Annotated in this window: 27 protein-coding genes; 11 read left to right on the top strand and 16 right to left on the bottom strand. The window is 46.7% G+C overall.

What is annotated here, in order from left to right; genetic code table 11:
* Nucleotides 1–191 precede the first annotated feature (191 nt).
* From AACR11_RS19385 to AACR11_RS19375, 3 genes are all read right to left on the bottom strand, one after another.
* On the bottom strand, nucleotides 192–878 hold the full coding sequence (locus tag AACR11_RS19385) for a helix-turn-helix transcriptional regulator (protein ID WP_029789587.1): 687 nt from the start codon (nucleotides 876–878) through the stop codon (nucleotides 192–194).
* A gap of 87 nt (nucleotides 879–965) precedes the next feature.
* Complete coding sequence (locus AACR11_RS19380; RefSeq protein WP_223295759.1) at nucleotides 966–1,211, bottom strand: hypothetical protein; 246 nt, start codon at nucleotides 1,209–1,211, stop codon at nucleotides 966–968.
* 65 nt (nucleotides 1,212–1,276) lie between these two features.
* On the bottom strand, nucleotides 1,277–2,185 hold the full coding sequence (locus AACR11_RS19375) for a LysR family transcriptional regulator (protein ID WP_005432509.1): 909 nt from the start codon (nucleotides 2,183–2,185) through the stop codon (nucleotides 1,277–1,279).
* 149 nt (nucleotides 2,186–2,334) lie between these two features.
* Here AACR11_RS19375 and yjjG point away from each other — a divergent pair, with 149 nt between their 5' ends.
* Complete coding sequence (yjjG, locus tag AACR11_RS19370; protein ID WP_005445424.1) at nucleotides 2,335–3,009, top strand: pyrimidine 5'-nucleotidase; 675 nt, start codon at nucleotides 2,335–2,337, stop codon at nucleotides 3,007–3,009.
* A 91-nt stretch (nucleotides 3,010–3,100) separates the two neighbouring features.
* On the opposite strand, the gene AACR11_RS19365 is transcribed toward yjjG, so the two are convergent.
* Nucleotides 3,101–3,592, bottom strand: a complete 492-nt coding sequence (locus AACR11_RS19365) for a hypothetical protein (RefSeq protein WP_005445423.1) — start codon at nucleotides 3,590–3,592, stop codon at nucleotides 3,101–3,103.
* A gap of 259 nt (nucleotides 3,593–3,851) precedes the next feature.
* On the opposite strand from AACR11_RS19365, the gene AACR11_RS19360 reads away from it, so the two are divergent.
* Nucleotides 3,852–4,391 carry an NUDIX domain-containing protein gene (locus tag AACR11_RS19360; protein ID WP_005535149.1) on the top strand — a complete coding sequence of 180 codons (540 nt, stop codon included), beginning with the start codon at nucleotides 3,852–3,854 and terminating at the stop codon, nucleotides 4,389–4,391.
* Nucleotides 4,392–4,506: 115 nt separating this feature from the next.
* On the opposite strand, the gene AACR11_RS19355 is transcribed toward AACR11_RS19360, so the two are convergent.
* Nucleotides 4,507–4,920 carry a DUF6559 family protein gene (locus AACR11_RS19355; protein WP_029789586.1) on the bottom strand — a complete coding sequence of 138 codons (414 nt, stop codon included), beginning with the start codon at nucleotides 4,918–4,920 and terminating at the stop codon, nucleotides 4,507–4,509.
* A gap of 34 nt (nucleotides 4,921–4,954) precedes the next feature.
* Nucleotides 4,955–5,275: a DUF4377 domain-containing protein gene (locus AACR11_RS19350; RefSeq protein ID WP_005445420.1), complete on the bottom strand. Its 321-nt coding sequence runs from the start codon at nucleotides 5,273–5,275 to the stop codon at nucleotides 4,955–4,957.
* A 217-nt stretch (nucleotides 5,276–5,492) separates the two neighbouring features.
* On the opposite strand from AACR11_RS19350, the gene AACR11_RS19345 reads away from it, so the two are divergent.
* The gene (locus AACR11_RS19345) at nucleotides 5,493–5,996 is read left to right on the top strand and encodes a hypothetical protein (protein WP_029789585.1); all 504 of its coding nucleotides are present in this window, start codon (nucleotides 5,493–5,495) and stop codon (nucleotides 5,994–5,996) included.
* A gap of 8 nt (nucleotides 5,997–6,004) precedes the next feature.
* On the opposite strand, the gene AACR11_RS19340 is transcribed toward AACR11_RS19345, so the two are convergent.
* Nucleotides 6,005–6,844, bottom strand: a complete 840-nt coding sequence (locus AACR11_RS19340; protein WP_029789584.1) for a DUF3626 domain-containing protein — start codon at nucleotides 6,842–6,844, stop codon at nucleotides 6,005–6,007.
* Nucleotides 6,845–6,971: 127 nt separating this feature from the next.
* Nucleotides 6,972–8,231: an SGNH/GDSL hydrolase family protein gene (locus tag AACR11_RS19335; RefSeq protein ID WP_086028060.1), complete on the bottom strand. Its 1,260-nt coding sequence runs from the start codon at nucleotides 8,229–8,231 to the stop codon at nucleotides 6,972–6,974.
* A 434-nt stretch (nucleotides 8,232–8,665) separates the two neighbouring features.
* On the opposite strand from AACR11_RS19335, the gene AACR11_RS19330 reads away from it, so the two are divergent.
* Nucleotides 8,666–11,041, top strand: coding sequence for a S8 family serine peptidase (locus tag AACR11_RS19330; protein ID WP_079325010.1), 2,376 nt, complete (start codon nucleotides 8,666–8,668; stop codon nucleotides 11,039–11,041).
* 9 nt (nucleotides 11,042–11,050) lie between these two features.
* The gene (locus AACR11_RS19325; protein WP_029789156.1) at nucleotides 11,051–11,413 is read left to right on the top strand and encodes an ATPase; all 363 of its coding nucleotides are present in this window, start codon (nucleotides 11,051–11,053) and stop codon (nucleotides 11,411–11,413) included.
* A gap of 188 nt (nucleotides 11,414–11,601) precedes the next feature.
* Here AACR11_RS19325 and AACR11_RS19320 read toward each other — a convergent pair whose 3' ends face one another.
* The 3 genes from AACR11_RS19320 to AACR11_RS19310 are packed head-to-tail and all read right to left on the bottom strand — an operon-like array spanning nucleotide 11,602 to nucleotide 13,657.
* Entirely contained in the window at nucleotides 11,602–12,858 is a 1,257-nt protein-coding gene (locus tag AACR11_RS19320; RefSeq protein WP_005384349.1) for a PTS ascorbate transporter subunit IIC, read from the bottom strand.
* A gap of 9 nt (nucleotides 12,859–12,867) precedes the next feature.
* Entirely contained in the window at nucleotides 12,868–13,155 is a 288-nt protein-coding gene (locus AACR11_RS19315) for a PTS sugar transporter subunit IIB (RefSeq protein ID WP_005374080.1), read from the bottom strand.
* Between the two features lie 58 nt (nucleotides 13,156–13,213).
* On the bottom strand, nucleotides 13,214–13,657 hold the full coding sequence (locus AACR11_RS19310) for a PTS sugar transporter subunit IIA (RefSeq protein WP_029789155.1): 444 nt from the start codon (nucleotides 13,655–13,657) through the stop codon (nucleotides 13,214–13,216).
* Nucleotides 13,658–13,905: 248 nt separating this feature from the next.
* On the opposite strand from AACR11_RS19310, the gene AACR11_RS19305 reads away from it, so the two are divergent.
* On the top strand, nucleotides 13,906–14,934 hold the full coding sequence (locus AACR11_RS19305; RefSeq protein ID WP_005442357.1) for a LacI family DNA-binding transcriptional regulator: 1,029 nt from the start codon (nucleotides 13,906–13,908) through the stop codon (nucleotides 14,932–14,934).
* 85 nt (nucleotides 14,935–15,019) lie between these two features.
* Here AACR11_RS19305 and phnX read toward each other — a convergent pair whose 3' ends face one another.
* The 3 genes from phnX to phnW all read right to left on the bottom strand — a co-directional run bounded on the left by phnX (nucleotide 15,020) and on the right by phnW (nucleotide 18,435).
* A complete protein-coding gene (gene phnX, locus AACR11_RS19300; RefSeq protein ID WP_029789154.1) occupies nucleotides 15,020–15,835 on the bottom strand; it encodes a phosphonoacetaldehyde hydrolase in 816 nt (271 codons plus the stop codon).
* Nucleotides 15,836–15,925: 90 nt separating this feature from the next.
* The gene (locus AACR11_RS19295) at nucleotides 15,926–17,305 is read right to left on the bottom strand and encodes an aspartate aminotransferase family protein (protein ID WP_029789153.1); all 1,380 of its coding nucleotides are present in this window, start codon (nucleotides 17,303–17,305) and stop codon (nucleotides 15,926–15,928) included.
* 26 nt (nucleotides 17,306–17,331) lie between these two features.
* On the bottom strand, nucleotides 17,332–18,435 hold the full coding sequence (gene phnW / locus AACR11_RS19290; protein WP_029789152.1) for a 2-aminoethylphosphonate--pyruvate transaminase: 1,104 nt from the start codon (nucleotides 18,433–18,435) through the stop codon (nucleotides 17,332–17,334).
* 250 nt (nucleotides 18,436–18,685) lie between these two features.
* Here phnW and AACR11_RS19285 point away from each other — a divergent pair, with 250 nt between their 5' ends.
* The 5 genes from AACR11_RS19285 to AACR11_RS19265 all read left to right on the top strand — a co-directional run bounded on the left by AACR11_RS19285 (nucleotide 18,686) and on the right by AACR11_RS19265 (nucleotide 24,910).
* Nucleotides 18,686–19,696 (top strand): putative 2-aminoethylphosphonate ABC transporter substrate-binding protein, encoded by a 1,011-nt coding sequence (locus AACR11_RS19285; RefSeq protein WP_005384363.1) that lies wholly within the window; start codon nucleotides 18,686–18,688, stop codon nucleotides 19,694–19,696.
* 688 nt (nucleotides 19,697–20,384) lie between these two features.
* Nucleotides 20,385–21,491 (top strand): putative 2-aminoethylphosphonate ABC transporter ATP-binding protein, encoded by a 1,107-nt coding sequence (locus AACR11_RS19280; protein WP_029789151.1) that lies wholly within the window; start codon nucleotides 20,385–20,387, stop codon nucleotides 21,489–21,491.
* 8 nt (nucleotides 21,492–21,499) lie between these two features.
* The gene (locus tag AACR11_RS19275) at nucleotides 21,500–23,224 is read left to right on the top strand and encodes a putative 2-aminoethylphosphonate ABC transporter permease subunit (RefSeq protein ID WP_029789150.1); all 1,725 of its coding nucleotides are present in this window, start codon (nucleotides 21,500–21,502) and stop codon (nucleotides 23,222–23,224) included.
* A gap of 9 nt (nucleotides 23,225–23,233) precedes the next feature.
* Nucleotides 23,234–23,938, top strand: coding sequence for a phosphonate utilization transcriptional regulator PhnR (phnR, locus tag AACR11_RS19270; protein WP_005374048.1), 705 nt, complete (start codon nucleotides 23,234–23,236; stop codon nucleotides 23,936–23,938).
* Between the two features lie 66 nt (nucleotides 23,939–24,004).
* On the top strand, nucleotides 24,005–24,910 hold the full coding sequence (locus AACR11_RS19265) for an EamA family transporter (protein WP_029789149.1): 906 nt from the start codon (nucleotides 24,005–24,007) through the stop codon (nucleotides 24,908–24,910).
* A gap of 91 nt (nucleotides 24,911–25,001) precedes the next feature.
* Here AACR11_RS19265 and AACR11_RS19260 read toward each other — a convergent pair whose 3' ends face one another.
* Both AACR11_RS19260 and AACR11_RS19255 read right to left on the bottom strand, forming a co-directional pair.
* Nucleotides 25,002–25,553 carry an outer membrane beta-barrel protein gene (locus tag AACR11_RS19260; protein ID WP_005445404.1) on the bottom strand — a complete coding sequence of 184 codons (552 nt, stop codon included), beginning with the start codon at nucleotides 25,551–25,553 and terminating at the stop codon, nucleotides 25,002–25,004.
* Nucleotides 25,554–25,580: 27 nt separating this feature from the next.
* On the bottom strand, nucleotides 25,581–26,492 hold the full coding sequence (locus AACR11_RS19255; protein WP_017188571.1) for a VirK/YbjX family protein: 912 nt from the start codon (nucleotides 26,490–26,492) through the stop codon (nucleotides 25,581–25,583).
* Between the last annotated feature and the right edge of the window lie 15 nt (nucleotides 26,493–26,507).

Below are 26,507 nucleotides of genomic sequence, written 5' to 3'. Positions count from 1 at the left end.
GTATTTTTTAACTTATTTAAATAACATATTATAAATGTCATTTTTGTGTTTGAGGTGTTTAGTATAATTAAATTCTCTGAATTTACCGACATTCGTTTTATATATTGGAGGTTTTGTAAGGTCAACGATCATAATTTTTGGATAAAATTCGATTCATCACTTTGACTTATATTTTTAGCTCTCGGCAAGTATCAATCCCTCGCCTCATACTGTGCGATATAGTGCTTGAGGGATTTGTTTTCTTCTATTAAGAATTCTTCATCATGCATTCGCATCGCTTGGATTCTATCTAAGCGGAATTGGCGATAATCTTGGCGCAGTTCGCACCACGCGACGAGTGTCCAAACCTTTCCCCAAAAGAATTGACCTAATAGTTGAATTCTTCGCTCAGTCACTTGCCCGTTCTCATCTTCATAATCCAAGCTGATTTTAAAGTGGTTATCGATGGCGTGGCGCAACAGTTGTCCGCGTTTTGCGGTTTCTGACTGCACATGGTAGTCAGGCACGATAAGTGGACAGTTTTCCACTTGTTGTTTGAGTTTGTCCGGCAATACAGAAAGGATTCTGGCAGAAGCGGAACGCGATGCATCGGCGAGTTCAGTATCAGACCAAGCACGCACCATATGCATACCAAGTTCTCGTGCCATCATCTCTTTTTCGCTAAACATTAATGGCGGTAAATGAGAGCCAGCTTGTAGCATGTAACCGACTCCCGCTTCACCTTGAATAGGAACACCAGAGTTCAGCAACGACTGAATATCACGATAAATAGTGCGCTCGCTGACTTGCATCGTGTCTGCCAGGTCTTTCGCTGTCACGGCGTAGCGCTTAGCACGCAATAACGTCAGTAGTTCAAACAGTCGCTCTGATTTACTCATAATGTTCCTACCTTGGTTATCCTTCCAATTGGCTACACATTTTCATGTTGTGATGCTTCATCTCTACACTTTCTGATTCAATTAGCCTTATGAGAGGGTTGCAGTCTTCGCTTTGGGTGAATTGCTCACCGGCATGATTTGCGTCTTCCAGTGAACGCCAATAGATGATGTCTGTCCACGCATTGCTTTTTTGGCTTCGTGACTCAGTGAGCGGTAAAGAAAGCCCGGAAGCTGTTTCACAAACGTTTGTGACAGTTTCGCTGCGGAGAGAAAGTCCTGTTCTGTTACGCCATCGATAAGACGAAATTGTACAGTTTCAATCACGGTTTCCATGTTGTTGTCCTCATTTCATTAGTTAAGTTCGAAACAAGGTTAACGTGATGAAGTGTCAGAACCTGTCAATAGCGATCCCAGTACGGTGTATCAGTGCCGAGTTTTTCGCTGATGAAGTCAATGAACACTCGCACTTTCAATGGCATGTGTTTGCGCTCTGGAAATACCGCATAGATGGCATGCTCAGGAAGAGAGAATTCTTCCATAAGCGGTTTTAAGTTGCCTGCTGCAAAGTCTTTGGCTGCAATAAAGGTCGGTAACTGCGCAATACCTGAGCCTCTTAATAGCAACTGGCGAATCGCTTCACTGTTGTTGACCACAAAGTTGCCCTTCGGCAGTACCTTATATTCGTTACCGCTGTTGATGAACATCCATTCCACCCCGCCTCGGAAATACGAATAACGCAAACAGTTGTGTGTCACCAAATCGCTTGGTTTGGTTGGTACGCCAAATTCTTCTAGGTATGCGGGAGAGGCGCACAGTACGCTTTTACACGGAGCAAGGCGCTTAGCGACAAGGTTAGAAGTCGCAAGTTCGCCAATGCGAATCCCCAAATCAAAGCCTTGTTCGACCAAATCCACCATGGCGTCTTCTAGCTGCAAATCGACCTCAATTTTCGGGTAACGTGCAAGAAACTCGCTGATAAGTGGCGCAACGTGCAAAACGCCAAAAGACATAGGGGCTGTGATTTTAAGCCTACCTTGGGGTGAACCTTGCAACTCGGAAACGGCATCGACACCTTGTTGAGCAAGGTTCACTGCTTGTGAAGCGTACTCGAAGTATCGACGTCCAGCTTCGGTTAAGCTGAGCTTTCTTGTGGTGCGATTAAGCAAGCGAATACCGAGGTCATCTTCGAGTTGATTAATGCGTTTGCTGATCGCCGATTTGGTGAGGTTCAACTGCTTGGCTGCAAGGGAAAAGCTGCCGCATTCGACGACAGCGACAAATACTGGCAGTGACGCAATGGCATTCACGGCGTGCTCCTAGGTTATTGGGGTTATCTATTATTAGTCATATTGTTGAGAAAAACGATACAATCATTTTCCAATTATAGAGATTATCTTCAAGAAGAAAACAATTAGACTATGTGGCAGAAAACGACCTGGATATTGGAAAGAAGAAAATGAAATACGATTGGATCTTGTTTGATGCTGACGAAACCTTGTTTCACTTTGATGCCTTCAAAGGTTTGCAGCTAATGTTTTCTCGCAAAGGCGTAGACTTCACCGAGCAAGATTTTGCCCACTACCAAACGGTCAACAAGCCACTTTGGGTAGATTACCAAGATGGTAAAGTGACAGCAGATGAGCTCAAGCACAAACGCTTTACTGAGTGGGCAGAAAAGCTCAATACCACGACGGCGGATCTCAACACGGCATTCTTAGAAGCGATGGCAGACATCTGCACTTTGTTGCCGGGTGCGAAAGAGTTGATGGAAGCGCTGCAAGGTAAAGCCAAAATGGGCATCATCACCAATGGCTTTACCGAGCTGCAAGCGATTCGTCTAGAACGCACAGGTATGAGCGATTACTTCGAGCACGTGGTGATTTCTGAACAAGTCGGCATTGCCAAGCCGGATCTAGGCATCTTTGAGTACGCGATGACACAAATGGGTAACCCGTGTAAGACGCGCGTCTTGATGGTGGGTGACAACCTGCATTCTGATATCTTGGGTGGTAACAACTTCGGTATTGAAACATGTTGGCTGAACACCACAGGCGCAAGTGTGGATGAGCGCATTGCACCAAGCTACACGGTGGAATCATTGAATGAGCTTAAGAGCATCCTCATCGCTTAAGCTTAAGTAGACAAATAAACGAAAAAAGCGCTGATTTCTCAGCGCTTTTTTGTTTTTATCGATACTGTTTTGTGTCAATCGATCTTGCTTATTAGTTTGCGTTTTTTTCAGTCAATTCGCCTTGCACTTGTTGTTCTTTCTCACCAAGCTTGAAGTAAATCTTGCCGACGATGACTTCTGAAATCAGGATGGTAAACACCACCGCAAAGAAGGCGACGACACCGTTCCAAGGACCACTAAAGTCAACCTTGTCACCAAATAGGATGTTAATTGCTTCTAGCATCACGAACTTCGAACCGACCAAAATAACGTAAGTCGAAAGACCGCGATAAATCTTAGGTGCCGTGCCCGGTTTCGATTTAAAGTACTCTGCAATTTTGTGTTCCGCTTTGATCGACAGCTTCAAAAGCAACTGAAGCAGCAATGCCGCGGCGAAAGAAATCGTAAACGAATCAATCGTTACAAAGTCCCAGTATTCGTCATAGAAGTTCAGTACCGTAAGGTCTACCAATACCGCCAAGGTATAACCAACAAACAGACGCTGTGGAGTGTTGAAACCGTAGACTTTATCCGATGCGCTCATAAGAACCCTCAATCAATAATGAACAAGTTTGCAAAGCCATGCCTTGCGTCGATGGGTTAACTATATGAGTTCCTCGAACTGAAAAATTGCCATTTCGCGCCATCGTAATCATTGCGATGAATGATTGTTTTGATGCGACATATTGAATACCAATAAGCGCGTTGAATTTGAAAACCGTCTACAAACTGACACGCAAACAGCGTTAGAATGGCTGCTAATCCAATAACTAATTTTTAAGAATCAAGCAGTAAGGACTCTCATGGCAGACATCAAGCAGCTAGACAGCAAAGTGGTGTATCAAAATAAATGGATGACGGTACGTGAAGATAAGATCCAACGCCCTAGCGGAGCAGAAGGCATCTACGGTGTGGTCGACAAGCCAGACTGTGCAGCGATTCTGGCGATCGATAACGGCGTGATTCACTTAGTACAGCAGTTTCGTTACACCGTAGGGCAACGTTGTTGGGAGATCCCACAAGGGGCATGGGAATCAAATCCAGATGCGGATCATCTTGAGTTAGCAAAAGGTGAGCTTCGAGAAGAGACGGGCATGCAAGCCAATAAGATGGAATACGTTGGTGCGCAGTTCATCGCTTATGGATTCTTAAACCAGACTTGTCATGTGTATTTTGCGAGTGAGTTGTCTGAAGTGGGCAATCAGCTAGACAGTGAAGAAGAAGACTTGATCACACGCTCGTTCACAGTTGAAGCGTTCGAGCAAATGATGATAGATGGTGAAATCAAAGACTGCGTCACCATCGCCGCTTATGGTTTGGCGAAATTGAAAGGCTTGGTGTAAGTAATAGAGCGAGCCGAAGTTTCGTTGGTGTAAAAGGCTCGTGATGAGCCTTTTAACGGTAAGTTTTGAGATGAATCATCGCCGCATGTTGTTACCATTGCAGTTTGGCGTAATGCTACTCACCACCGCCGCCTTCTCCCCCGAAGTCTCCGCTGTCAGCATCGAAATCATTAGAATCGGTGGCGGGTTGTTGTTTGTTGCAGTCCTGAATTTCTGCGTAAGTCAGTAAAGCACTGACGCTTACAAGATCTGTCGCTTGGTCAAACAAGGCAAGTGAGACTTCTGATTGAAATTCAACATGCTCACCCAGCTCTTGGCTTAGCCCTATCGACACGTAAGTGGTTTGGTTAATGAACATGCCGTATGCGAGAAGGGCGAAAGCGTCGTCTGTTTTTCCATTTTCTTTGAGTGCCCAATCGATCTCTTTCTTCGCGTAATCCGTTTTCTCACCATACTTGAGCACGAGTTTAGGTGTAATATCTTTTGCGATTTCTCGAATTTGGCGGTTTCGTTTCCAACTTCCAAACATAATGATTTCCTTTCAACAGGCGGTTAATCTTGGGCTATCGTCTCTCTAGTACTTCAATGAGTTCATATCGGTACAAACTTGTATCTGCTGGCGCATTCTCTGGAGTAAATTGCTGGATGCGTTTGACTTTTAAGGTGTACTCATAGCCGGGTTCAAATTCAAAACCGTCAATTTGATCATAGAAGTAGTTACCGTCCACGACCATGCACTTCATTGGAGCCACACCCACGCAGTCTACACGCTCAGGAGCGACATGAATTGTCATTGTGTTCATGGTGTCATCAGAATTGCGCTGAGCACAACCAAACAGCACCGCTGCCATCATAGGCAATACAATATAGTGTTTTAGATTCATTCTTTGTTCCTTAAAAAGTGACCAAATTATCATAGCAAGATTGACGAAAAACGACCTTGAACTTTGCGTTAGGGGCTTTATACCCAAGTGGTTTCAAGATGCAGGGTTCAGAGCGTTGTCATTGAGTCGAGTTCAAGGAAAACAATGCAGCGTAATAGCTAGCTCTTGCCAAGTTGTATATAGTATTTCATTCATAAACCTTTGGCGGAGCAGTAGCGTGAAATTAATGGCAGATAAAACTGGTGAACAATTTTTGCAAATTTTAGATGAGCAAGGTGACACGTTAACTGTGCAATTCATCTCCAATGAAGGTGAGCCAAAAGGGCAGCCATTCAAAGATTCTCTCAAAGGGTTGATATTGGCGGGTTGGTCTCATCGAACAACATCGACTGCGATTGGCATCTCTCGATTCAAAAAGGGCTATCTTGAAGATGCGCATGTGAGTTTTGCATTGCATCGTCTCTATCCTTTGGGACGCAAAGTAAAGCTGCCAAGTGGAGAAATCGTTCAAATCGCAAGTTATGCCAATACTCACGTTGATGGTTATTATATGTTTGTGCGTCGTGAAGGGGAGCAAGAATTGGTGCGTATGAAGATGTCACCGGATTGGCTGCTAATCCCGTCAGAAAAGCTACTTGCTCTACCTTATTATCCTCGTCCTCGAACTCAAAAAGAGCTAGATGTGATTGATGAATTCGATAGCTGGGCTGGTGGCTTTTAATCGTTAGCTTATCGATAATCAAACCCAAATCGCGCTAAGTAGTGCCAGACTTTCTTCAAATCTTGCTCGTCAAACGCTTTTGCTTTTACCGCTTCACCAATAATGCGTGGTGTTAGCATGCCATTTTCTGCAACTTGATTTGCGATGTCTAAAATGGTTTGTCCTCGGTAGTCTGGATAAAGATTGATGTCTTCTATTGAGACACAAAAGCCACTGTGCCAACGAATTTCAACTGGTAACTCGCGAGCGTAATCTTCTACCTCTGTGCCTTTAAATGAAGGATCGAGCACCAAGGCTCGAATATCTTCCTCCAAGCGCAAATCGCCGTGGATTTGAGTTTCGATATAGGCGTCCAACCTGTCAGGCGCTTGCGCGTTTAACTCATCCAACAAGGGTTGAACATGTTCAATGGTGGCGAAATGCTCTGGCTCGAAGAAGCTATCTGGATAACAAAATGTCGCTCGTTTAGTGATCTCTGGTTTCAATAAGAAGTAGCTCGACCCAAATCTTGGTGAAGCGCCAACTTCTGAACCTGAGAAGTTTAACGCGCCATACTTTGGGCGTTGATTTGGTTGGCTATTGTCGTACACACCATCAAACACGCGTTGCTCCCAACGCCAACGCTCTCCGCCTTTATAAGCTGTTAATCCGCCATTACTTGTGCCTGTTTCAAACTGAGATTTGAGCTTTCCGTCTTGCGCAATTGCTTTGAGAAGAGGTATGCCTTGAGAGGTCAAACGATCGGGATGGAAGTTAATTGTGACCGAAAATGGATGTGATTGAGGTGCTCCAACAGATTTCGAGCGAATGATTTCAAGAGCGCGTTGAGTTAAAGGATGTTCGAGCATGACGTTGACCTCAGAGTTTTCTTTCAACTTATCGAGTTCGAACGACGAATACAATCTCTGGCTTATGAATGGGAATAAGGCAATTAGAACCTCTCGACTACAGAGAGGTTCTATGAGTTTCGTTAGCTTAGAAAGGATGGTTTGACAATTGATTCGTACTTTCTAGCATTTTTTCTGCCACGTAGTGGTGTGTTGCTGTGGTCGGGTGTGTTACGTCCCAGAATACAAACTTATCAGAGCCAGAAGACGCACACTCAGAACGCAATGCATGATGGTATAGGTAATCTACCGATGAAGAGCGGTTGATGTCTTGGCAAGCTTGGCTCGCGTTTACAAAACCGTGTTGCTCTGGATTTGCTGTTAAGCTTTCAAACAGTGCATGCGTATCGTACAAGGTAACGTTGTAGCCTTGTGCAGTGTAATACGCCGCTTGTGCTTTGATGAACTCATTCATTTCCACGATCTTCGCGCGGATCTTGTTGATTTCTTCTTGAGTCGAGTAGGTAAACTGTGGTGCACGTGTTGCATCTGGTAGTGTCATCAACAACAAGTTCTTCGCACCTGCATCGGTCAGTTTAATCAAGGCTTCCGCGTAGTCTGACTTCACTTCTGGCACGCTACGGTTGTAGTTCATGAAGTCATTTAGACCAAACTCAAGGGTAAACAGGGTATTAGCAGGCTTGTAGTTTTTCGCTAATTTCGCATATGCCAAGTAAGAGGAAACTTGCTCACCTACACCAGTCAGAGCGATGTATTGGTTTTCGCCTGCCGCGCCACCTACAGCCCAGTTGTATAGCGGTAAGTTTTTCGCTTGAGCAATGTACTCAGTCCACACAAAACCGTTTGAGAAGTGTCCCAAGAACCAGCTATTTGGATTCGGGAATCGCCATTGTGATGCATTAAAGATGTTGCCTGTATCAGACAAGCTGTCACCCAACGCTACGACCTTGTTGATTTGGTCTGGCTGCATGACAGGGTCGTTGCTCCAGATGGTATGGTTGTAGGAGAAACGGTTATCGGCTGCAAAGAAGGTGATGTCAGCATTTTCATTTGCTAGGTCCAGAGTTTGCTCACAACGTTGCTTGATAACACTTTGCGGTGTGTCTGTGTAGAACATGTTCTTGAAAGAAACCGAACTCCACCAGTAGCCATCAAGCGTGAAGTAACTGCCGTCTGGATTTTCTGCCCATTCCCAATCGGTCGCAGGTTCATCTTTTGAATAACTGGTGCGGTACCAGCAGCGGACATAAGTGTAAGTTTGTTTCGCTTGCGCGCTTCTTACTTGAGAGGCACTGACCATCTCTGGAGACAATGTTGGCTCGGCAGCGTGAGCAAAACTTAGTGGTAGTAATAATGCACTAAGTAACGTAATAGTTTTATTCATGATTCACTCTCTGTGATGATTATCGTCATGATTTAGGTGAGAATTTATCTCACCAAACGTCCTCATTCTGAGTAAATACCCTACTTAGTCAAATATCTAATTATTCATTCTGTCAATTCTGGTACCGCGTTCAACTTTCAATAGATTTAGTAAATAACATAATTTTATAAAATCTAGAATAATTACTCACTAACATTAATTTAACATGCACTTTTGGTGTTAATAAGTAATTGCTTTATAAGAAAATTGGTTCTCTTTTGATGTTCACTTTATCTGTTGATTAAATGATCTTTTATTAACAATTATGCATTCACAAAATCAATTGTTTGGATTTCTTTACAAATAATCTATAGCTGAGTAGCTCATGTTAATGATAGGTGAATGATTTTTCATGAGCGTAAAGTGAATAAAAATCAGCTCAAAAAGGAATAGAGCAAATGCATCACACAACAACTAAATTAAATGGCTTGTTTTCATTGTCTGCCGTTGCAGTGGCACTGACATTTTCGATGTCAGCGCATGCGGCTCCTCTGACGGGGGTCGACGAATCTAACTTGCCGACCAAATACATCGTCAAATTTAAAGAAGATACGTCCAGTCCTTCAGCATTGGGTGGGAACTCATTCTGGGGACCACGTATCGCGCAAGAGTCGGTCTTAGATCAGCTCAAAGCGCGTAAAGTGGAAAAGCTAGGAAATCGCGCGATTTACAGCGTGGAAATGGAAGACTCGGAGTTGGGGCAACTGCGTAACCGCAGCGACGTGGAATACGTTGAAATTGACCCACCGCGTTATCTGTTAAGCGAGACTATCCCTTGGGGCTATGAGGCGGTGAATGCTCAGCTTCTGAATGACTCAAATGCAGGGAATCGCACCGTGTGTATCATCGACTCGGGTTACGATTTGGCGCACAACGATCTGAGTGGTAACCGAGTGTCGGGTACAAATGATAGCGGTACCGGTTCTTGGAGTGTTCCGGGTAATAACAACGCTCACGGTACACACGTAGCGGGTACGATTGCCGCGATTGCCAACACGGAAGGCATCAAAGGCGTTATGCCAAACCAAAACGTGAATTTGCACATTGTTAAGGTGTTCAATGAAGCGGGTTGGGGCTACTCATCCAGCTTGGTGAAAGCGGTACAAACTTGTGCTGACAACGGCGCGAACGTCGTCAACATGAGCCTTGGTGGTAGCCAGTCGAGTGTGACGGAGAAAAACGCGTTGCAAACCATTTACGACCAAGGCGTATTGCTGATTGCCGCTGCGGGTAACGATGGTAACACTGCGCATAGCTACCCAGCGTCTTACGATTCAGTAATGTCGGTTGCGGCGGTGGATGATAAGCGTGATCACGCGGCGTTCTCTCAAGCTACAGACCAAGTTGAAATCGCAGGTCCGGGCGTAGCGATTCTATCTACGGTGACAGTGGGCGAGGGTAAGCTTTCAGACATTCGCTTGAATGGTGTTAGCCAGTTCGAGCGTGGCATCGTTCCTCACAACCGCTTGATCCAATCGGGTGGCAGTTACGGTCCTGATCCAGTAGCCGGTTCTATCACGGCGACACTAGCAAGCTGTGACGTATCTGGTAGCAGCTTCAGCTGTGGCGATATGTCTGGCAAGATCTGTTTGACCGAGCGTGTGGGTAACCAATCATCAGGCAACTACCCAGAAATCGATGCAGTTCAAGCGTGTTACAACGCAGGCGCAAGTGCGGCGATTGTGTACAGTAACTCTGAGCTACCGGGTTTGCAGAATCCTTTCCTTGTCGATCAAAACAACGCGGCGCGTATTGTGTCAGTAACCGTTGATCGTGCCTTCGGTCAGGAGCTGTTGGGCTATGTTGGTCAAGACATCACGGTATCGACCACCAAGGGTGAAGACTACGAGTACTACAACGGTACTTCGATGGCGACGCCACATGTAACCGGTGTTGCGGGTTTGGTGTGGAGCTACCATCCAACCTGTACCGCAGCGCAAGTACGTAACGCACTGATCAAGACAGCAACGGACATCGACGTAATAGGTCGTGATAACCGTACAGGTCATGGTCTTGTGAATGCAGAAGCTGCGAAACAATACCTAGACGCAGGCTGTAATGGTCCGGATGGCGGCGGTTCTGGCAGCGACAACGTTCTAGAAAATGGCGTGGCGAAAACGCAGCTTTCTGGCGGCAGCAAATCAAGCACAGTATTCGTGTTTGACGTCCCTGCGGATGCAACGCAAGCGACATTCAACATGAGTGGTGGCTCTGGTGATGCTGACCTTTACGTACGCTTCAATGGCACACCAAGTACCAGCACTTACGACTGTCGTTCATGGGCGGGCGGTAATGGCGAAAGCTGTAGCTTGAACGTATCTGGCGCAGGGCAATATGAAGTATTGGTTTACGGCTACAGCGCGTACTCTGGTGTTTCTCTTGTTGCAACGCATAACGGCTCGGGCGATTCATCAGGTGGCGGTTCTGCACCTTCTAGCTACACCAACTCGAATGCAGTAGCAATTCCTGACAACAGCTCTGCAGGTATTGTAAGCCCATTAGATGTAGCTCGCTCTGGCGATGCAGGCTCAGTGACTATCGACTTGGATATCACTCACACCTACATTGGCGATCTTCGTGTCACGCTAACGTCACCAGATGGTGGTCAAGTAGTACTGCACGACAATGCGGGTGGTGGTGCGAACGACATTAAAACCAGTTTCCAAGCGGACTTCTCTGGTTTTGAATCACAAGGCACATGGGAACTTAAAGCGGTGGACAATGCCAGAAGAGACACAGGCACCATCAACAGTTGGACTCTGACCTTTCAATAAGGAGTGACTATGAAGAAGTTGACCTTACTTTCTTTGTCTGCGGTAGGCGCTACCGCACTATTGGCAATCGGACTGAGCTCAAGCAGCTTGGCAAACAATCAAGGATTTCCTCTCGTGGATGAACGCCAAGATCAAGCCGAGCAGCAACCTGCACGTTACTTTGTTAAGTATCATGAAGGAAAAGAGAGCGAAGTGAGAGCGCTTCTTCGTCAGCACAACATTGAAGTGGTCGACGCTCTAGTGAAACAACACGTGTTGGTTGTGGTGGGTGAACAGGCGGAAGTCGATAAACTCGCGGAACATGATGCGGTTGAATACACCGAGCAAGAGCCGACAAGAAAGCTGCTATCGAACGGAACTACGCTTCAATAAGCCAAGCTTTCTTAAGATAGTGCCAAAAAGAAAAACGCCCCTCACGTGAGGGGCGTTTGTTTTCTTTCAACGATTGCTTTCTTCTAAAGTTCGTCGTTTGCTATGACTAGAGATTCTTGAAGATTGATGCCGATGAGCCTGTTCCCGCATCAATCAAGTCAGTTATCAGCTAGTCATATTCAGGCTACTTAGCGAACAATCAGACCCAGTAAGATACCAACAGCGCCGAAGTCTGCGTCACTAAAGGTCGTGTTAGCAAAGCCTAGGTCGCCCAGTACTGGCATTAGGAATACTGGTAGGAAGGTAATCAGTAGACCTTGTGCAAAAGCACCCAAGATTGCACCGCGACGACCGCCTGTAGCGTTACCAAATACACCTGCCGCTGCACCTACAAAGAAGTGTGGAACGACACCTGGAATAATCACAGTAAGCCCCATCACGTAAAGTAGGAACATACCCAAGAGACCCGCCGCAAAGCTCGATAGGAAGCCAACCAATACTGCGTTTGGTGCGTATGGGAATACAACCGGACAATCAAGCGCAGGTTTTGCGTTTGGCACTAGTTTGTCTGAGATACCTTTAAATGCTGGAACGATTTCTGCGATAACCATACGTACACCTTGAAGGATAACGTACACACCACCGGCGAATGTGATGGATTGCATCAGCGCGAACATGAACCAGTGCTTACCACCGCTAACTTCGCGTACAAAGTCACCGCCAGCGAAGATACACGTCACCATAAAGATGATGCCCATAGTGAACGAGATTGCCACTGGCGTGTCACGTAGGAACAACAAGCTCTTAGGTACGTTCATCTCTTCAGTAGAGTGTTCTTTGTTACCGAACTTGCTGCCAATAAAGCCCGCTAGTACGTAAGAAAGGGTAGAGAAGTGACCAATCGCAACGTCGTCAGAACCTGTGACTTGCTTCATGTACTTGTGAGCAATCGCAGGGAAGAACACCATCACAGAGCCCACAACCAGAGAGCCAAGCGCGATCAGTGGAACACCTTTCATGCCGCTAGAAGCAAGGATTGCCGCTACCATCATCGACATAAATAGCGTGTGGTGACCTGTTAGGAAGATGAATTTCCATGGCGTGAAGCGAGCGATCAGAATGTTCACTAACATACCGAAGAACATGATCATCGCCATCTCTTTACCAAACGCTTCTTGCGCGATAGAGACGATAGCTTCGTTGTTTGGAACCACGCCTGTGATGCCGAACGCGTGTTGGAAAATTGTCGCAAAGTCACCCAGTGAAGTCACAACCAGACCTGCACCCGCGCCAAGCACGATGAAACCAAGAATGGTTTTTACCGTGCCTTTAATGCACTCGGTGACCGGTTTTTTCTGGGCAATTAAGCCGATTAGGGCGATAAGACCTACCAGAACCGCCGGCTCTGATAGGACATCGTTCATTAAGAAACTGAAAAATTCCATAACGCCACCTTATAGAGCGCCAAGCTCTTGAAGTGCCACAGATAGACGCTCTTTCATTGCCACTTTGTCGACCATGTTATCAAGCGCAACGATTCGTGGTTCAACGCCAAGCGCGTTCAACTGTTCAACGATGTCGTTAGTACCGATGAAGATGTCACAATCCGTACCTTTTGCAGAACCTAGATCGATATGATCTACTTCTGCGTTTACATTCAACTCTTTCACGATGCCTTTGATGCTCATTTCCATCATTAGGCTAGTACCAAGACCGTGACCGCAAACAACCATAATTTTCATAATTCAGACCTTTTCTTTTTATAGGGGTGTATGCCCATTTCGAAGGGCACATCAGGAGTTAGTATTTTTCGATGATCGCTAGAACATCTTGTGTGTTTTGAGCGGTGCAGATGGCTTCTACATGCTCTTCATTCATAAACAACTCAGCCAGTTTAGAAATCGCATCCACGTGTGAGTTACTGTCTGTCGCGGCTAGCGTAACCAGCATTTTCACTGGGTCGTTACCTTCAGAATCGAAGTTCACGCCGTTTTGAATCACTGTGATGGCAAGAGACAAACGGTTAACGCCATCTTCAGGGCGAGCGTGTGGCATTGCCATACCAGGACCTACCACGTAGTAAGGACCGAGCTCTTCGTGTGAGCGGTAAATAGCGTCCACGTAGCTTGGCTCAATCGCGCCATTTTCAATCAGTGCTTCACAGGATTTGCTCACCGCATCTTTCCAGTCAGTAGCATCAGAATGGATGCGAATCACATCAGAGTTAATCAGTTCACGTAGCATTGGATCTTTCCGATTTGTTGTTTTGTTGATGGGTACTTTATCGATCAATTTGTCAGAAAAACCTGAGAATGATCACAAATGGTAGCGCTATCTGATAGCGCTATCATAAATTGTGATAGCGCTACCATTTTTATAAGTCATCCGAGTTTCATATGCTTGTGATCGACTTCTAATGCGCTAATATCAAAACCACTAAAACGCTGTGGTAAGATGTCGCGGCAGAAAATAGAGAACACTAAATAAGAACAATGAGCGAACCTCGCAAACGAAGAAGTACTGGCAATGTCACCTTGGCGGACGTCGCTAAAAAAGCCGGCGTAGGCACCATGACGGTGTCGCGAGCATTACGAACGCCCGAGCTAGTATCTGACAAGCTGAGAGAAAAGATTCAACAAGTGGTTGATGAGCTCGGCTATATCCCGAATAAAGCGGCAGGGGCTTTGGCGTCTGCTGAAAGTTACTCCATCGCTCTTATCATTCCTTCCCTGTTTGAAAAAGCTTGCGCGCTTTTCTTACCGAGCTTTCAACAAGCGTTGAACAAGGCAGGTTATCAGTTGCTGCTTGGTTACAGCGACTACTCGGTAGAGCAAGAAGAGAAACTGCTTTCGACATTTCTTGAGAGCCGTCCAGCTGGAGTGGTGCTGTTTGGTAATGAACACAGCCAACGTACTAATCAGCTTTTGGAAGCCTCGAACACGCCAGTATTGGAAATTGCTGAGTTAAGTTCGAAAGCCAGTTATCTCAATATCGGTGTTGATCATTTTGAGGTGGGTAAAGCGTGTACCAAGCATGTGATTGAGCAAGGCTTCAAGAACGTGGGCTTCATTGGTGCGCGTGGCGATCACTCCACTTTGCAACGTAAGCTACACGGCTGGCAAAGCGCGATGATTGAGAACTACCTTGCGCCGGACCATTTCTTAACCACCCACGAAGCACCATCTTCACAATTAGGTGCGGAAGGGTTGGCGAAGCTATTATTGCGTGATTCAAGTTTGAATGCTCTGGTATGTAGCCATGAAGAGATTGCGATTGGCGCGTTGTTTGAGTGTCATCGCCGAGTGCTGAAAGTCCCGACCGACATTGCGATTATCTGTTTAGAAGGCTCTTCTATGGGTGAGCACGCCTATCCAAGTTTGACCTGTGCGGAATTCGACTACGAACGCATGGGGACGAAAGCTGCAGACAAGTTACTGCAAGCCATTAAAGGTGAGCCTGTAGAGCATGCAACGGATATGGGCTTTAAGTTAAAACGCCGAGCGAGTACTGCGATCAACTAACCTCATTTGGTTAGAAACTAATACGTGATACAAAAAACCTCTCGATGCTGAGAGGTTTTTTATGCGTGAGAACAATGACTGTGGACTAAGGACGCTCACCTGCTGCTAGGCGACGTTCGATATCAGCAATGACTTCTGGGAAGTCGGCAATCGTATCGATTAGGTAGTGAGGAGAGCTTTTAATCAGCTTTGCTCGCGCCTTTTCACGAGCAGCATTAAGCGTTGCTTCGTCCGCAGCTTGGTATTCTTCAAACGTTAGACCGGCTTCGTTACCAGAAAGCAGCAAGCCAACGGTCCACATACCGGCGTTGTGACCTTCATCGATGCCCGGTGCGGCGTCATCCACTTTGATACACGCATTAACGTCCGTTACATTCAGCTCAATCACGTTTTTCAGTGCCATAAATGGTGCTGGGCGACCACCTTGCGGCAGGTCATCCGTTGCTACTACGTAATCCGGTTTGTAGCCGTAATCCGCTGCCACTGGAATCAGTACGTCCATCACTTCGCGAGGGTAACCAGAACAAGAACCGATCTTGATGTCTTTGTCTTTCAGACTGTTCACAACTTCAATCGCATTTAAGATAGGCTCTGCATGATCAGTCACTTTTGCTTTTTGCAGCGGCATGAATGCTGCGTAGATAGCGTCGATGTCTTCGCTGGTCATTGAGCGACCAAACTTCTCATTCCAACGCTTATCAACTGCAGGGATGCGACCCACAGCTTGGATGTGATCCCACTTACCAAGTCCCATTGGTTCACGCGCTTCTTCAAGGTCGATATCGAAATCAAAGCCTTGTTTGAACGCTTCCACAAAGATGCTGGTTGGCGCGAAAGAGCCGAAATCGACGATAGTGCCAGCCCAGTCAAAGATCACTGCTTGAATTGGTGAGTTGCTCATGTTCAATCCTTTTTCTTGCTTGCCAGAGCGCTTGTCTACACGTTGGTACCGCGCTCAGGATAAATTGGTTTTTGTTGAGGTCTATTGACCCTAAAAGTAGTTAAAGTCTTTACACACTTTGGCGATCGCTTCTTCAAAGATCGCCAACGCTTCTGTCAGTTGTTCGCGAGTGATGATCAGCGGTGGGCTGAGTTGAATCACATTGCCTTGCGATACCTTGAAGCTCACGCCGTTGTTGAGGCATTGGTACAACACAGCTTCCGCTTCGTCATACGCGCGTGCTTTGCTTTCGTTGTCAGTGACCAGTTCAATGCCCCATAACATGCCGATGCCACGCACATCACCAATCACTGGGTATTTGGCTTTCATCTCTAGCAGCTTTTCACGCATGAACTGGCTGTCGGCTTTGGCTTTATCTAGCAAGCCGTCTTGCTCAATGGCTTCCATGGTTGCCAGTGCTGCAGCACAACCGATAGGGCTTTTCTCATGAGTGTAATGACCCATTGAGATTTGCTCGGTGGTGTTGTATTTGTCTTTGGTGACCATGGCTGCGATAGGCACTAAGCCACCACCCAAACCTTTACCGATGCAGAGCATATCTGGCTCGATGTCGTAGGCTTGGTATGTAAACCATTCACCGCTGCGACCCATGCCGTTAGGGATGTCGTCGATGATCAGCATGACATTGTGTTTGTCACAGATTTCACGGATGCGTTTCCAGTAGGCTTTACTCGGCACTTGTACGTCGGTATTACGAACCGCTTCTGCGATAAACGCGCCCACGCCACCTTCTTTCTCAATCACGTATTCGAGGTAATCGGCGTAATGCACGTCGCTGCCGCCGGCAACTGGGAGAGCGCCTCGGTAAGACACTGCTGGTGGAATGCGTTCAACACCTGCCATTAATGGTCCCATGCCTTGGCGGAAACACGCTTCGCCACCTACTGAGATGGCATCCAATGATGCGCCGTGGAAGGAATCCCACAACGACACCACCTTGTAGTTGCCCGTGATGTGGCGGGCTAGTTTAAGCGCCATGCCAACCGCAGATGTGCCACCCGGAGCAAACAACACACGATTCAACTCGCCGCCACAGATTTGGGTGAGTTTTTCGGCACATTCAATCGCGGTTTCATTAGTAAAACGACGTGGTGAAAACGGCAGTTTGGCAATTTGCTCTTGCACACGTTTAATCACATGCGGATGACCGTAGCCCAGCTGATGGACGTTATTGCCATGGAAGTCCATGTACTTTTTACCGGTAGCATCTTGGATGTAGATGCCTCCTGCTGCTTCCAAGGTATCTAAGCAAGGCGTCGACATAGCTTGATGAAGAAAGACTTCCGAATCACGCTTCAATAATGCTTGCGTGCGTTCATCGTCCATCGATGCATTCCAAGCTTGGCGCGCTGGTGTCGTGTTGACATCGCCTTCGCTGCGGAAATGGGTCGGTTTGATATTCTGAGTCATAACGCTTTCTCAATCAGAAGGCTGCTTTACGCAACTTGCCAGTACATTGCTTTTTCAATCGCACCGATTAAGCGCTCGATATCTGCTGGGTAAACTTCGCCAATGTTGCCGATACGGAAGCAATCTGCGTTCGATACCTTACCCGGATAAATCACAAAACCTTGCTCTTTCAAACGTGTGTAGAACGCTTTGAACTGGTAATCACTGTGCGTCGGAGAGTAAAAAGAAGTGATGATTGGCGAGTGAAGCTCATCATTCAGTAGCGGTTCGAAACCCAAAGAGCGCATACCTGCAACCAGTGTTTTCTGGTTAGTTTGGTAACGGTTATGACGAGCTTCAATGCCGCCTTCTTGCTCCAGTTCTAACAATGCTTGATAGAAAGCGCGAACCGTGTGCGTTGGAGATGTGAAACGCCATTTGCCGTGGTTCACTTCCATGCAATGCCATTGGTCGTAAAGGTCAAGGCTCAAAGAACGTGCCTGACCTTGGCACTTTTCTAGCTCAGTTTGTTTCGCAATCACAAAGCCAAAACCCGGTACGCCTTGAATACATTTGTTTGCAGAGCTGATCATAAAATCGATGCCTAGCTCAGCAATATCGATAGGAATGCCACCAAAGCTCGACATGGCATCGAGAATCACCACTTTACCGTGTGCTTTTGCCGCAGAAGCAAATGCCTCAACTGGGTTGAGCATGCCAGTGGTTGTCTCGCAGTGAACAATCGCCACGTGTGTGATCGCAGGATCCGATGCCAATGCAGTTTCCACCTCGTTCAAGTGTGGCTGTGATGTTTCGCCTGGGGAAACTACATGGCATGGAATATTTAGGTAATCAGCGATCTGAGCGATACGTGCACCGTACGCACCGTTGTCGACAACCAACAATTTTCCATCTTTGCCAATGGCGCTGCCAATCGTCGCTTCTACTGATGCGGTGCCGCTACCTTGCATTAGTACGCTGGTGTAACCGTCTTGCTCCGTCGCCAGTTTTACAAGCTTAGTGCGGATCACTTCTACAATGTCTTTGTTGTATTCATCATCCCAAGTACACCAGTCTTTAAGCATGGCTTCACGTACCGTTTCAGAAGTAGATAGAGGACCTGGAGTCAGTAGTAGGTATTCGTTTTTCATCTCGATTTCCATCAGAATAGGCTAATTGGTCTACACCAAATTTCGAGTTCACTCTAGCGAGGAAGAAAAGGGCAGTAAATAGGCGAATATCCAATTTCATAAAACTTTAATATCCAGAAAATGGCGGATCGAACGAACGATTATTCAGCGCAAATTTTCGTAAAACTGCCATTTAATGGTCATGATTTCGTCACAAAGGCTCAGTAGGGTGGATATCGTCAACTGGTACAGACCAAATTAACTGGAGAAAATGATGAAAAACCGTTTGATGAAAGGATCGCTGGCTGCACTTGTCTCTCTGCTAGCTACGAATGCAATGGCAGCACAGGAAGTCACGGTTTACACCGCTTTCGAAACTGACATTCTTGCTAAATACAAGTCTGCGTTTGAGAAAGATAACCCAGATATCAAGATTAAGTGGGTTCGCGATTCCACCGGTATCATGACGGCGAAATTGCTGGCAGAAAAGAACAACCCTCAAGCGGAAGTGGTTTGGGGTCTTGCTGGCTCCTCAATGGCACTGCTTAAAGATGAAGGTCTTCTTAAGCCTTACACACCAAAAGGTTTGGAAGAGCTGCACGCGAACCTAAACGACCCTCAATCAAACCAAGCTTGGTTTGGTAACGATGCGTTCTTTAACGCAGTTTGTTTCAACGAAGCGGTAGCGAAACAACTTAACCTACCGAAACCAACGTCTTGGGAAGACCTAACGAAGCCGGTTTACAAAGGTCACATTGCAATGCCGAACCCAGCGTCTTCAGGCACTGGCTACATGCAGGTTTCTGCTTGGCTACAAAACATGGGTGAAGATCAGGCATGGAACTACATGCGTGACTTAGACAAGAACATTGCACACTACACGCACTCGGGCTCTAAGCCATGTGTTCAAGCGGGCATGGGTGAAGTGGCTATCGGTATTTCGATGGCAAGTCGCGGCGCGAAGCTGAAAACACAGGGTGCGCCACTAGCGGTGATCACACCAAAAGGCATCGGCTGGGAATCAGAAGCCGTTGGTCTAGTAAAAGAGTCTGATGCAGCGAAACGTGTTGTCGACTGGTCAATCTCTAAAGCTGCAAACGAGCTTTACGTAGAAATGTACCCAGTGGTTGCACATAAAGAAGTGAAAGCGACCGTGTCTAACTTCCCGAACGTTCAAGAGAACATGGCGAAGATGGACTTCGCGCAAATGGGCAGCAAGCGTGCAGAGATTCTAGCGGCATGGTCTGAGAAGTTCGACGCGAAATCAGAGCCAAAGTCTTAATTGAATTTGCTTTGAGTTGAATACTGAAATCCACCTCGGTTGAGGTGGATTTTTTGTTTTCTCTGTTATTTCAGAGTTTGTTGAAAGTAGATTCCTAGTCTCACCTAGGTTCGCTGGAATGACGGACTTAAGAAAGTTGGGAGCTTCTATCCGCACTCACAACGTCATTCTCGAGAGCGACGAAGGAGTGAGTCGGGAATCTCAGAAAATAGTGCTTGTAAGAGATTCCGGATGGCTCGCTTAGGCTCGTCCGGAATGACGATATTAAGCATATGGAGTGTAAGTCAAAGCTCGTAATTCTAAGCAATGCGTGTGATTCAGAATTTGTAATCCACACTCACCACGTCATTCTCGAGAGTGACGAAGGAGTGAGTCGGGAATCTCAGAATATAGTACTTGTAAGAGATTCCGGATGGCTCGCTTAGGCTCGTCCGGAATGACGATCTTAAGTATATGGAGTGAAGGTCAAAACTTGTCGTTCTGAGCCGCGGATGTGATTTCAGAATTTATAATCCACACTCACCACGTCATTCTCGAGAGCGACGAAGGAGTGAGTCGGGAATCTCTAATTGTCACTTAAACAAACCCCATCTCCCTTCATCTATTTGTCATCTTCTGGCTATAAATTTGTCATTGGAACGTAACACTCCAAAATTAAGGTTGGTATATACCATTTGGAGCGTGTGTTATGTCAACTAACCAACATTACCTAAATATCGAAAATGTAGTGAAGCAATTCGGACAGTTCACTGCATTAAAGAAAATTTCGCTAGCGATTGAAAAGGGCGAGTTCGTTTGTTTTCTTGGTCCTTCTGGCTGCGGTAAAACCACTCTGCTACGTGCCATTGCAGGTTTAGACTTGCCAACGTCTGGTGCGATTTTTCAAAACGGTCAAGAGACCACATTCCTACCACCAGAGAAGCGCGATTTCGGCATCGTATTCCAATCTTACGCGCTGTTTCCGAACCTAACTGTGCAAGAGAACATTGCAGTGGGTTTGAAGAACCAAGGCATGTCGACCAAAGAAGCGCTAGAGAAAGTAGATTACTGGCTAGAAACCATTGGTCTTCCAACCTCTGGCGAGAAATTTCCTAACCAACTTTCTGGTGGTCAGCAGCAGCGTGTGGCACTTGCTCGCGCATTGGCGTTGTCTCCGGGTCTACTGCTACTTGATGAGCCGCTGTCAGCGCTGGATGCAAAAGTACGTGTTCACTTACGTGACGAGATTTGTAAGCTGCAACGTAAGCTTGGCATCACCACCATCATGGTTACGCACGATCAGGACGAAGCGCTGTCGATGGCGGATCGTATCGTGGTAATGAACCATGGTGTGATTGAGCAAGTCGGCACACCTCAAGAAATCTACCAACAACCAGCAACGCGCTTTGTTGCTGAGTTTGTCGGCAGCATGAACTTTATTGAAACCTCAGTCGCAACGGACTCCCAAGTACGAATTGCAGAAACCCTGATGTCAGCGCCAAGCTTGACCAATCGTAAGATTCAACGTGGTGACCGCTTCGACCTTGCGGTGCGCCCTGAAAGCATCAAGTTCGTTGACAACTACACCAACTCTTTACCTGTGCGAGTTACCGCAACCGAGTTTCTGGGGGCGTTTTTCCGCATTGATTGCGTATTGCAAAACGACAGCTCAACGAAAACCATCGTCGTGGATGTTCCTGTGGAAACGGTTCAAAAACTCAATATCAAGGCGGGCGATGTACGTTACATCCAGTTTGCTGAAGAAGGGCTGCATGGTTACGCCGTGCCCTCGGTTGATAAAGCGCTAGCGGCGTAGGTGTAAACATGGATGCGAAGACAATGACGATGAATAGCCTGACCACACAAGACAAAGCAAAATCCCTACTCGGACGTGTCAGCCGCGACAACCTTGTGTTGTTTGGTTTGCTCGCTGGTTTGTCGACCATGATGGTGCTGTTCATCTTAATGCCGCTTTGGGCAATGTTGACCAAGAGTGTGCAAAATGCCAATGGCGAATTTGTCGGATTGGCAAACTTTGCGACGTACTTTTCCTCTTCAAGCTTGTGGGTATCGGTGGGAAACACCTTCACTTTGGGCGTGATTGTGACCTCGGTAGTGGGTGCGCTTGCGTTTGGTTATGCCTACGCGCTGACTCGTTCATGCATGCCGTTTAAAGGTTTGTTTCAAATCCTAGGCACTGCGCCAATCCTTGCGCCTTCGTTGTTACCAGCGATCAGTTTGATCTTCCTTTTCGGTAATCAAGGCATTGCCAAAGAGATGCTGTTAGGAAACTCGGTTTACGGCGTGATTGGTATCTCGATGGGTTTGATTTTCTGGACCTTCCCTCATGCATTGATGATTTTGACCACTTCGCTGCGCACTTCAGATGCTCGCTTGTATGAAGCCGCCCGTGCACTTAAAACTTCACCCATCAAAACCTTCTTTATGGTGACGTTACCTGCGGCGAAATACGGTTTGATCAGTACGCTTATCGTGGTCTTTACGCTGGTCATCACGGACTTTGGTGTGCCGAAAGTGATTGGTGGCAGCTATAACGTTCTGGCGACTGACATCTTCAAGCAAGTTGTGGGACAGCAAAACTTTGCGATGGGTGCGGTGACCAGCATTATGTTGCTATTTCCTGCGGTAATGGCGTTCGGCGCAGACCGCTGGGTACAGAAAAAACAAAAGAGCTTATTCGACACGCGCTCGGTGCCTTATCAGCCAGAGCCTAACAAAGCGCGCGACAGCATTTGTTTGGTTTACTGCAGCATCATTTCTATCGCAGTGCTGGCAGTACTTGGTATGGCGGTATATGGCTCGTTAGTTACGTTCTGGCCTTGGAACAAAGCGCTGACGCTAAACAACTACAACTTTGCTGAAATGAGCACTTACGGTTGGAGCCCATTCTTCAACTCGCTAACGCTGGCAGGTTGGACAGCGGTTATTGGTACAGCCATCATCTTTGTCGGTGCGTACTGTATTGAGAAAGGGCGTGCATTTGGTCCAATTCGTCAAGTGATGCAAATGCTTAGCGTCGTGCCAATGGCGGTTCCTGGTATGGTGCTTGGCTTGGGTTACATCTTTTACTTCAATGATGCGAATAATCCTCTGAACGTGCTTTATGGCACCATGGCATTCTTGGTAATTAACACGGTAGTGCATTACTACACCGTGGGTCACATGACAGCCCTGACAGCGCTAAAGCAGTTGCCATCGGAGATTGAAGCCACGGCGGCATCGGTGAAGCTTCCTCAATACAAGTTGTTCTTTAAAGTGACATTACCTGTGTGTTTACCTGCGATTTTGGACATTGCGACTTACTTGTTTGTTAATGCATTGACCACCACTTCTGCGGTAGTATTCCTTTACTCAACCGATACGATTCCGGCTTCGGTCTCGATTCTGAATATGGATGATGCAGGTCAAACTGGCGCTGCTGCGGCAATGGCGGTGATGATCATGATTGCTGCTGCAATTGCGAAGATTGTTCAGATGACTTTGGGTAAATTGTTAGAGAATCGCACACAAGCTTGGCGCAAAAGATAAGGACACTTCGTGCAATACGTAAAAATTAAAGATTCGATTGTTGAACAGATTGAAGCGGGCATGCTATCGCCGCGTCAAAAACTGCCAGCAGAGCGTAAGTTGGCGGAGTCGTTCGATACTACGCGCGTCACTCTGCGTGAAGCTTTATCACTGCTGGAAGCAGAAGGTCGAATCTATCGCGAAGATCGCCGAGGTTGGTTTATCTCACCCGAGCCATTGCGTTACGACCCAACCCAAACTCTGAACTTCCCGAACATGGCGAAAGCGCAAAATCGCGTGCCAAAAACGGAGTTGGTTGCAGCAAAAGGAACGTTGGCAAACAAACAAGCTGCGCGCTTGCTGGACTTGCAGCCTTTCTCGGATGTGTATCGAGTCGACCGTGTGCGATACCTTGAAGATAGACCTGTAGTATTCGTAACAAACTACATTCGCCCAGAGCTGTTTCCGAACCTGTTGGACTACGATTTATCAAATTCACTGACGGACATTTACCGCGAGCATTATGGCGTGACGTATCAAAAGATTCGCTACCGCATTTCAACCAGTACTTTGTTGGGGGAAATGGCTCAGGCACTGCGCGCGACAGCCGGCACGCCCGCGATGGTGGTGGAGCGCATCAACTACAACCAACACGGTGAGTTGATTGATTGCGATATCGAATATTGGCGACACGATGCCATTAGCATTGAATCTCTGGCGGAACTCAATCGTTAAGTGGATTTTCTCATTATCTAAGGCTCCATCTCGGGGCCTTTCTTTTATTCAGATAGGAACGTTGAAATGGATTTGTTGGCGATTAGTCTCGTCGTTTTCTCTGCTGTTCTCCATGCGGGCTGGAATATCCTTGGCAAAAGCAACTCAGGCTCTGGACTCGCGTTTACCATGGCCGCCAGCTTTTCTGCATGTTTCATTCTTACCCCTTATTTGATTTGGTATTTGGCAACCATTGGCTGGACATCATTACCGAGTGAGTTTTGGGGATTGCTGTTCATTAGCGGCATTTCACAAATGGTTTATCTGGTTGGTTTGATTGTCGCTTATAAGCACGCTGATGTGGGTGTGGTTTATCCGATTGCTCGGGCACTGCCAGTGATGATGGTCGGCGTAATCAGTGTTGCATTGGGACATGAATTATCTAGTCAGCAGTGGCTTGGATTCTTACTAATTACTCTTGGTTGTATGCTGGTACCACTGACGAACTTTCGTCAGATGACATTGGGTGCTTATTTGAACGTTGGTGTGTTCTGGGCATTGATTGCCGCAATAGGCACAACGGGTTACTCGGTAGTCGATAAAGAAGCGCTGAGTTTACTCACCGGACAAGCATCAGAGATCTTGAATGATCAGTACAGTGCAATTTTCTACTTGGGTGTGCAGTTTTGGGCGATAGGTATTCCTGCTCTTGTTTGGTGCTTAGTTACGGGTAAGCTAGATGAGATTAAGACAGCGTGGCAGATCCGCAAAACAGCCAGCATGGCAGGGGTAATGATGGCATCCACCTACGGCTTGGTGTTGTTTGCGATGACCATGACAGACAACGTAAGTTTGGTGGTGGCACTAAGGCAAATCAGCATCGTGTTTGGATTGTTTATGGGGATTTGGTTTCTGTCTGAGAAATGGTATCTCACTCGGGGTATTGGGGTTACTTCGATTCTGGTGGGGATTATTTTGGCATTAACGCATTAACTAATGAGCGGGATATGCGCCCGTAAATACAAAAAAGAAAAGGCAGCGAATGAGCCTCTCGCTGCCTTTTGTATTAACCTGTAAGCCTTGTTTAGAAACGCAATTGCGCACCAAACATCACGCCGCTAGAGTCAAAATCGCTGTTTTTTGAATACACATATTCTGCATTCAAACCAAAGTGTTTATAGCTCCAGCCAATACCGCCAGCCGCTTCACCACCAACACTTGAGTGTTCGATGTTTTTGCTCTGACCGTTCACTTTATAAGTGTATTCGAGAGTGTAGAGAGTGACACCTGCCTTGCCGTAAAGCTCGAAGCCTGAACCCAGTGGATAGCTAGCATAGCCACTTAAGCGAGGTCCGGAGAAGCTCGTATCGGTGACTTCTGAAATCGGACTCACGAGTATCGAACCAATACCGTCAAACGCGCCTTTATAACCCGCTTCGATACCAAAGTTATGCGTTGGCATGTAGCGGTAATAAATCTCACCTAAGAACATGTCGCCTGATTCTTCGCTCGTCGGTGCGTCGTAGTTCACACCGCCATAGCCAATGTTTGTACCTATGATGTGTTCGCTGGTGGTTGCGTTGGCAGACAAAGAAAGTGTCGACAACACCAAAGCAGTAACGAATGAATAACGCATAAACGTTTCCCCTTAGCTTTTAGCCTTTTAGTTTCTTAGGACTTGTTCGAAAGTGACTTTGGTGTTGTCTAGCCATTCGTAACGACGACGGTACATAGAACGTTTTGAACGAGACATACCTTCAATATCACGACGAGGTGCATTTACGTCGATAGAGTAGAAGTTACGGTCGTATTCTGTGCCACCAAGTTCTAGCCACAGCGCATCGTAATCGGTTTTGATTCTGCCTTTGCTGTAACGCTTAGCTGCGTAAGTGTGCGATTGAGTTTTTACTGCCAACAGTGTTTCTATGCCCCAAACCTGCGCAACGATAGCCAGCAATCCAACCATCAAGCTTTTCGGACGTTGACCGTATAGCTTACGCGTCAGCTTTTTGATTTTTGCGTTATTTTCTTCACAGCTGCGTGGTCCTTGTAAACCACCAATCATGATGCATCGTTCGCCATTCTCATGACCCAAGCTGAAAGAAAGAGTGTAGAAGTTGCCATCTTCTTGGCTATGCAGCACCAAGCTCATATCACCTTCTTTTTGGTAACGCGCTTCGTAAACCAAGCGGACCGAATACAAGATGTCGTCAATTTCAAATGAAGTCAGAGTTAGACCTTCCGCATCGGTGTAGATCTCTTGAATCAGTTCAGGCGAGATCAGGTCTGCTACCGAGTTGTAGTGATCGACAACAAGCGCAGAACGGTCGAAAGCAGGCCCATTCTTAATAATGTAAGGACGAAATGGCTTCTCTAAGAATCGGTGTGTACGAGTGCAAAGCAGTTCGAGCAGTGATGCTTCAATGTTGTCCGCAAGGTACTTAAACGACTTTCTGTAGAATAAAGCGCGTGCGATGAATTTTACGCGGTAGGTCCAAATTGGACGATAAATGTCAGCGTACTCATCGGAATAAATGGTTCTGCTGTGATCAAGGATGGATTTATTCATGGTCATTTCACTCCAAACTCA

Source organism: Vibrio sp. L85, from assembly GCF_963871815.1.
Lineage (GTDB): Bacteria > Pseudomonadota > Gammaproteobacteria > Enterobacterales > Vibrionaceae > Vibrio > Vibrio harveyi.
The sequence above is the reverse complement of the archived record's forward strand: the minus strand, read 5'-3'. Positions and strand labels throughout refer to the sequence as shown.

Coding starts and splice junctions, on each gene's coding strand:
- AACR11_RS19385 (WP_029789587.1), bottom strand. CDS start 878: ATGAGTAAATCAGAGCGACTGTTTGAACTACTGACGTTATTGCGTGCT.
- AACR11_RS19380 (WP_223295759.1), bottom strand. CDS start 1,211: ATGGAAACCGTGATTGAAACTGTACAATTTCGTCTTATCGATGGCGTA.
- yjjG (WP_005445424.1), top strand. CDS start 2,335: ATGAAATACGATTGGATCTTGTTTGATGCTGACGAAACCTTGTTTCAC.
- AACR11_RS19365 (WP_005445423.1), bottom strand. CDS start 3,592: ATGAGCGCATCGGATAAAGTCTACGGTTTCAACACTCCACAGCGTCTG.
- AACR11_RS19360 (WP_005535149.1), top strand. CDS start 3,852: ATGGCAGACATCAAGCAGCTAGACAGCAAAGTGGTGTATCAAAATAAA.
- AACR11_RS19355 (WP_029789586.1), bottom strand. CDS start 4,920: ATGTTTGGAAGTTGGAAACGAAACCGCCAAATTCGAGAAATCGCAAAA.
- AACR11_RS19350 (WP_005445420.1), bottom strand. CDS start 5,275: ATGAATCTAAAACACTATATTGTATTGCCTATGATGGCAGCGGTGCTG.
- AACR11_RS19340 (WP_029789584.1), bottom strand. CDS start 6,844: ATGCTCGAACATCCTTTAACTCAACGCGCTCTTGAAATCATTCGCTCG.
- AACR11_RS19330 (WP_079325010.1), top strand. CDS start 8,666: ATGCATCACACAACAACTAAATTAAATGGCTTGTTTTCATTGTCTGCC.
- AACR11_RS19325 (WP_029789156.1), top strand. CDS start 11,051: ATGAAGAAGTTGACCTTACTTTCTTTGTCTGCGGTAGGCGCTACCGCA.
- AACR11_RS19320 (WP_005384349.1), bottom strand. CDS start 12,858: ATGGAATTTTTCAGTTTCTTAATGAACGATGTCCTATCAGAGCCGGCG.
- AACR11_RS19315 (WP_005374080.1), bottom strand. CDS start 13,155: ATGAAAATTATGGTTGTTTGCGGTCACGGTCTTGGTACTAGCCTAATG.
- AACR11_RS19310 (WP_029789155.1), bottom strand. CDS start 13,657: ATGCTACGTGAACTGATTAACTCTGATGTGATTCGCATCCATTCTGAT.
- AACR11_RS19305 (WP_005442357.1), top strand. CDS start 13,906: ATGAGCGAACCTCGCAAACGAAGAAGTACTGGCAATGTCACCTTGGCG.
- phnX (WP_029789154.1), bottom strand. CDS start 15,835: ATGAGCAACTCACCAATTCAAGCAGTGATCTTTGACTGGGCTGGCACT.
- AACR11_RS19295 (WP_029789153.1), bottom strand. CDS start 17,305: ATGACTCAGAATATCAAACCGACCCATTTCCGCAGCGAAGGCGATGTC.
- phnW (WP_029789152.1), bottom strand. CDS start 18,435: ATGAAAAACGAATACCTACTACTGACTCCAGGTCCTCTATCTACTTCT.
- AACR11_RS19285 (WP_005384363.1), top strand. CDS start 18,686: ATGATGAAAAACCGTTTGATGAAAGGATCGCTGGCTGCACTTGTCTCT.
- AACR11_RS19280 (WP_029789151.1), top strand. CDS start 20,385: ATGTCAACTAACCAACATTACCTAAATATCGAAAATGTAGTGAAGCAA.
- AACR11_RS19275 (WP_029789150.1), top strand. CDS start 21,500: ATGGATGCGAAGACAATGACGATGAATAGCCTGACCACACAAGACAAA.
- AACR11_RS19265 (WP_029789149.1), top strand. CDS start 24,005: ATGGATTTGTTGGCGATTAGTCTCGTCGTTTTCTCTGCTGTTCTCCAT.
- AACR11_RS19260 (WP_005445404.1), bottom strand. CDS start 25,553: ATGCGTTATTCATTCGTTACTGCTTTGGTGTTGTCGACACTTTCTTTG.
- AACR11_RS19255 (WP_017188571.1), bottom strand. CDS start 26,492: ATGACCATGAATAAATCCATCCTTGATCACAGCAGAACCATTTATTCC.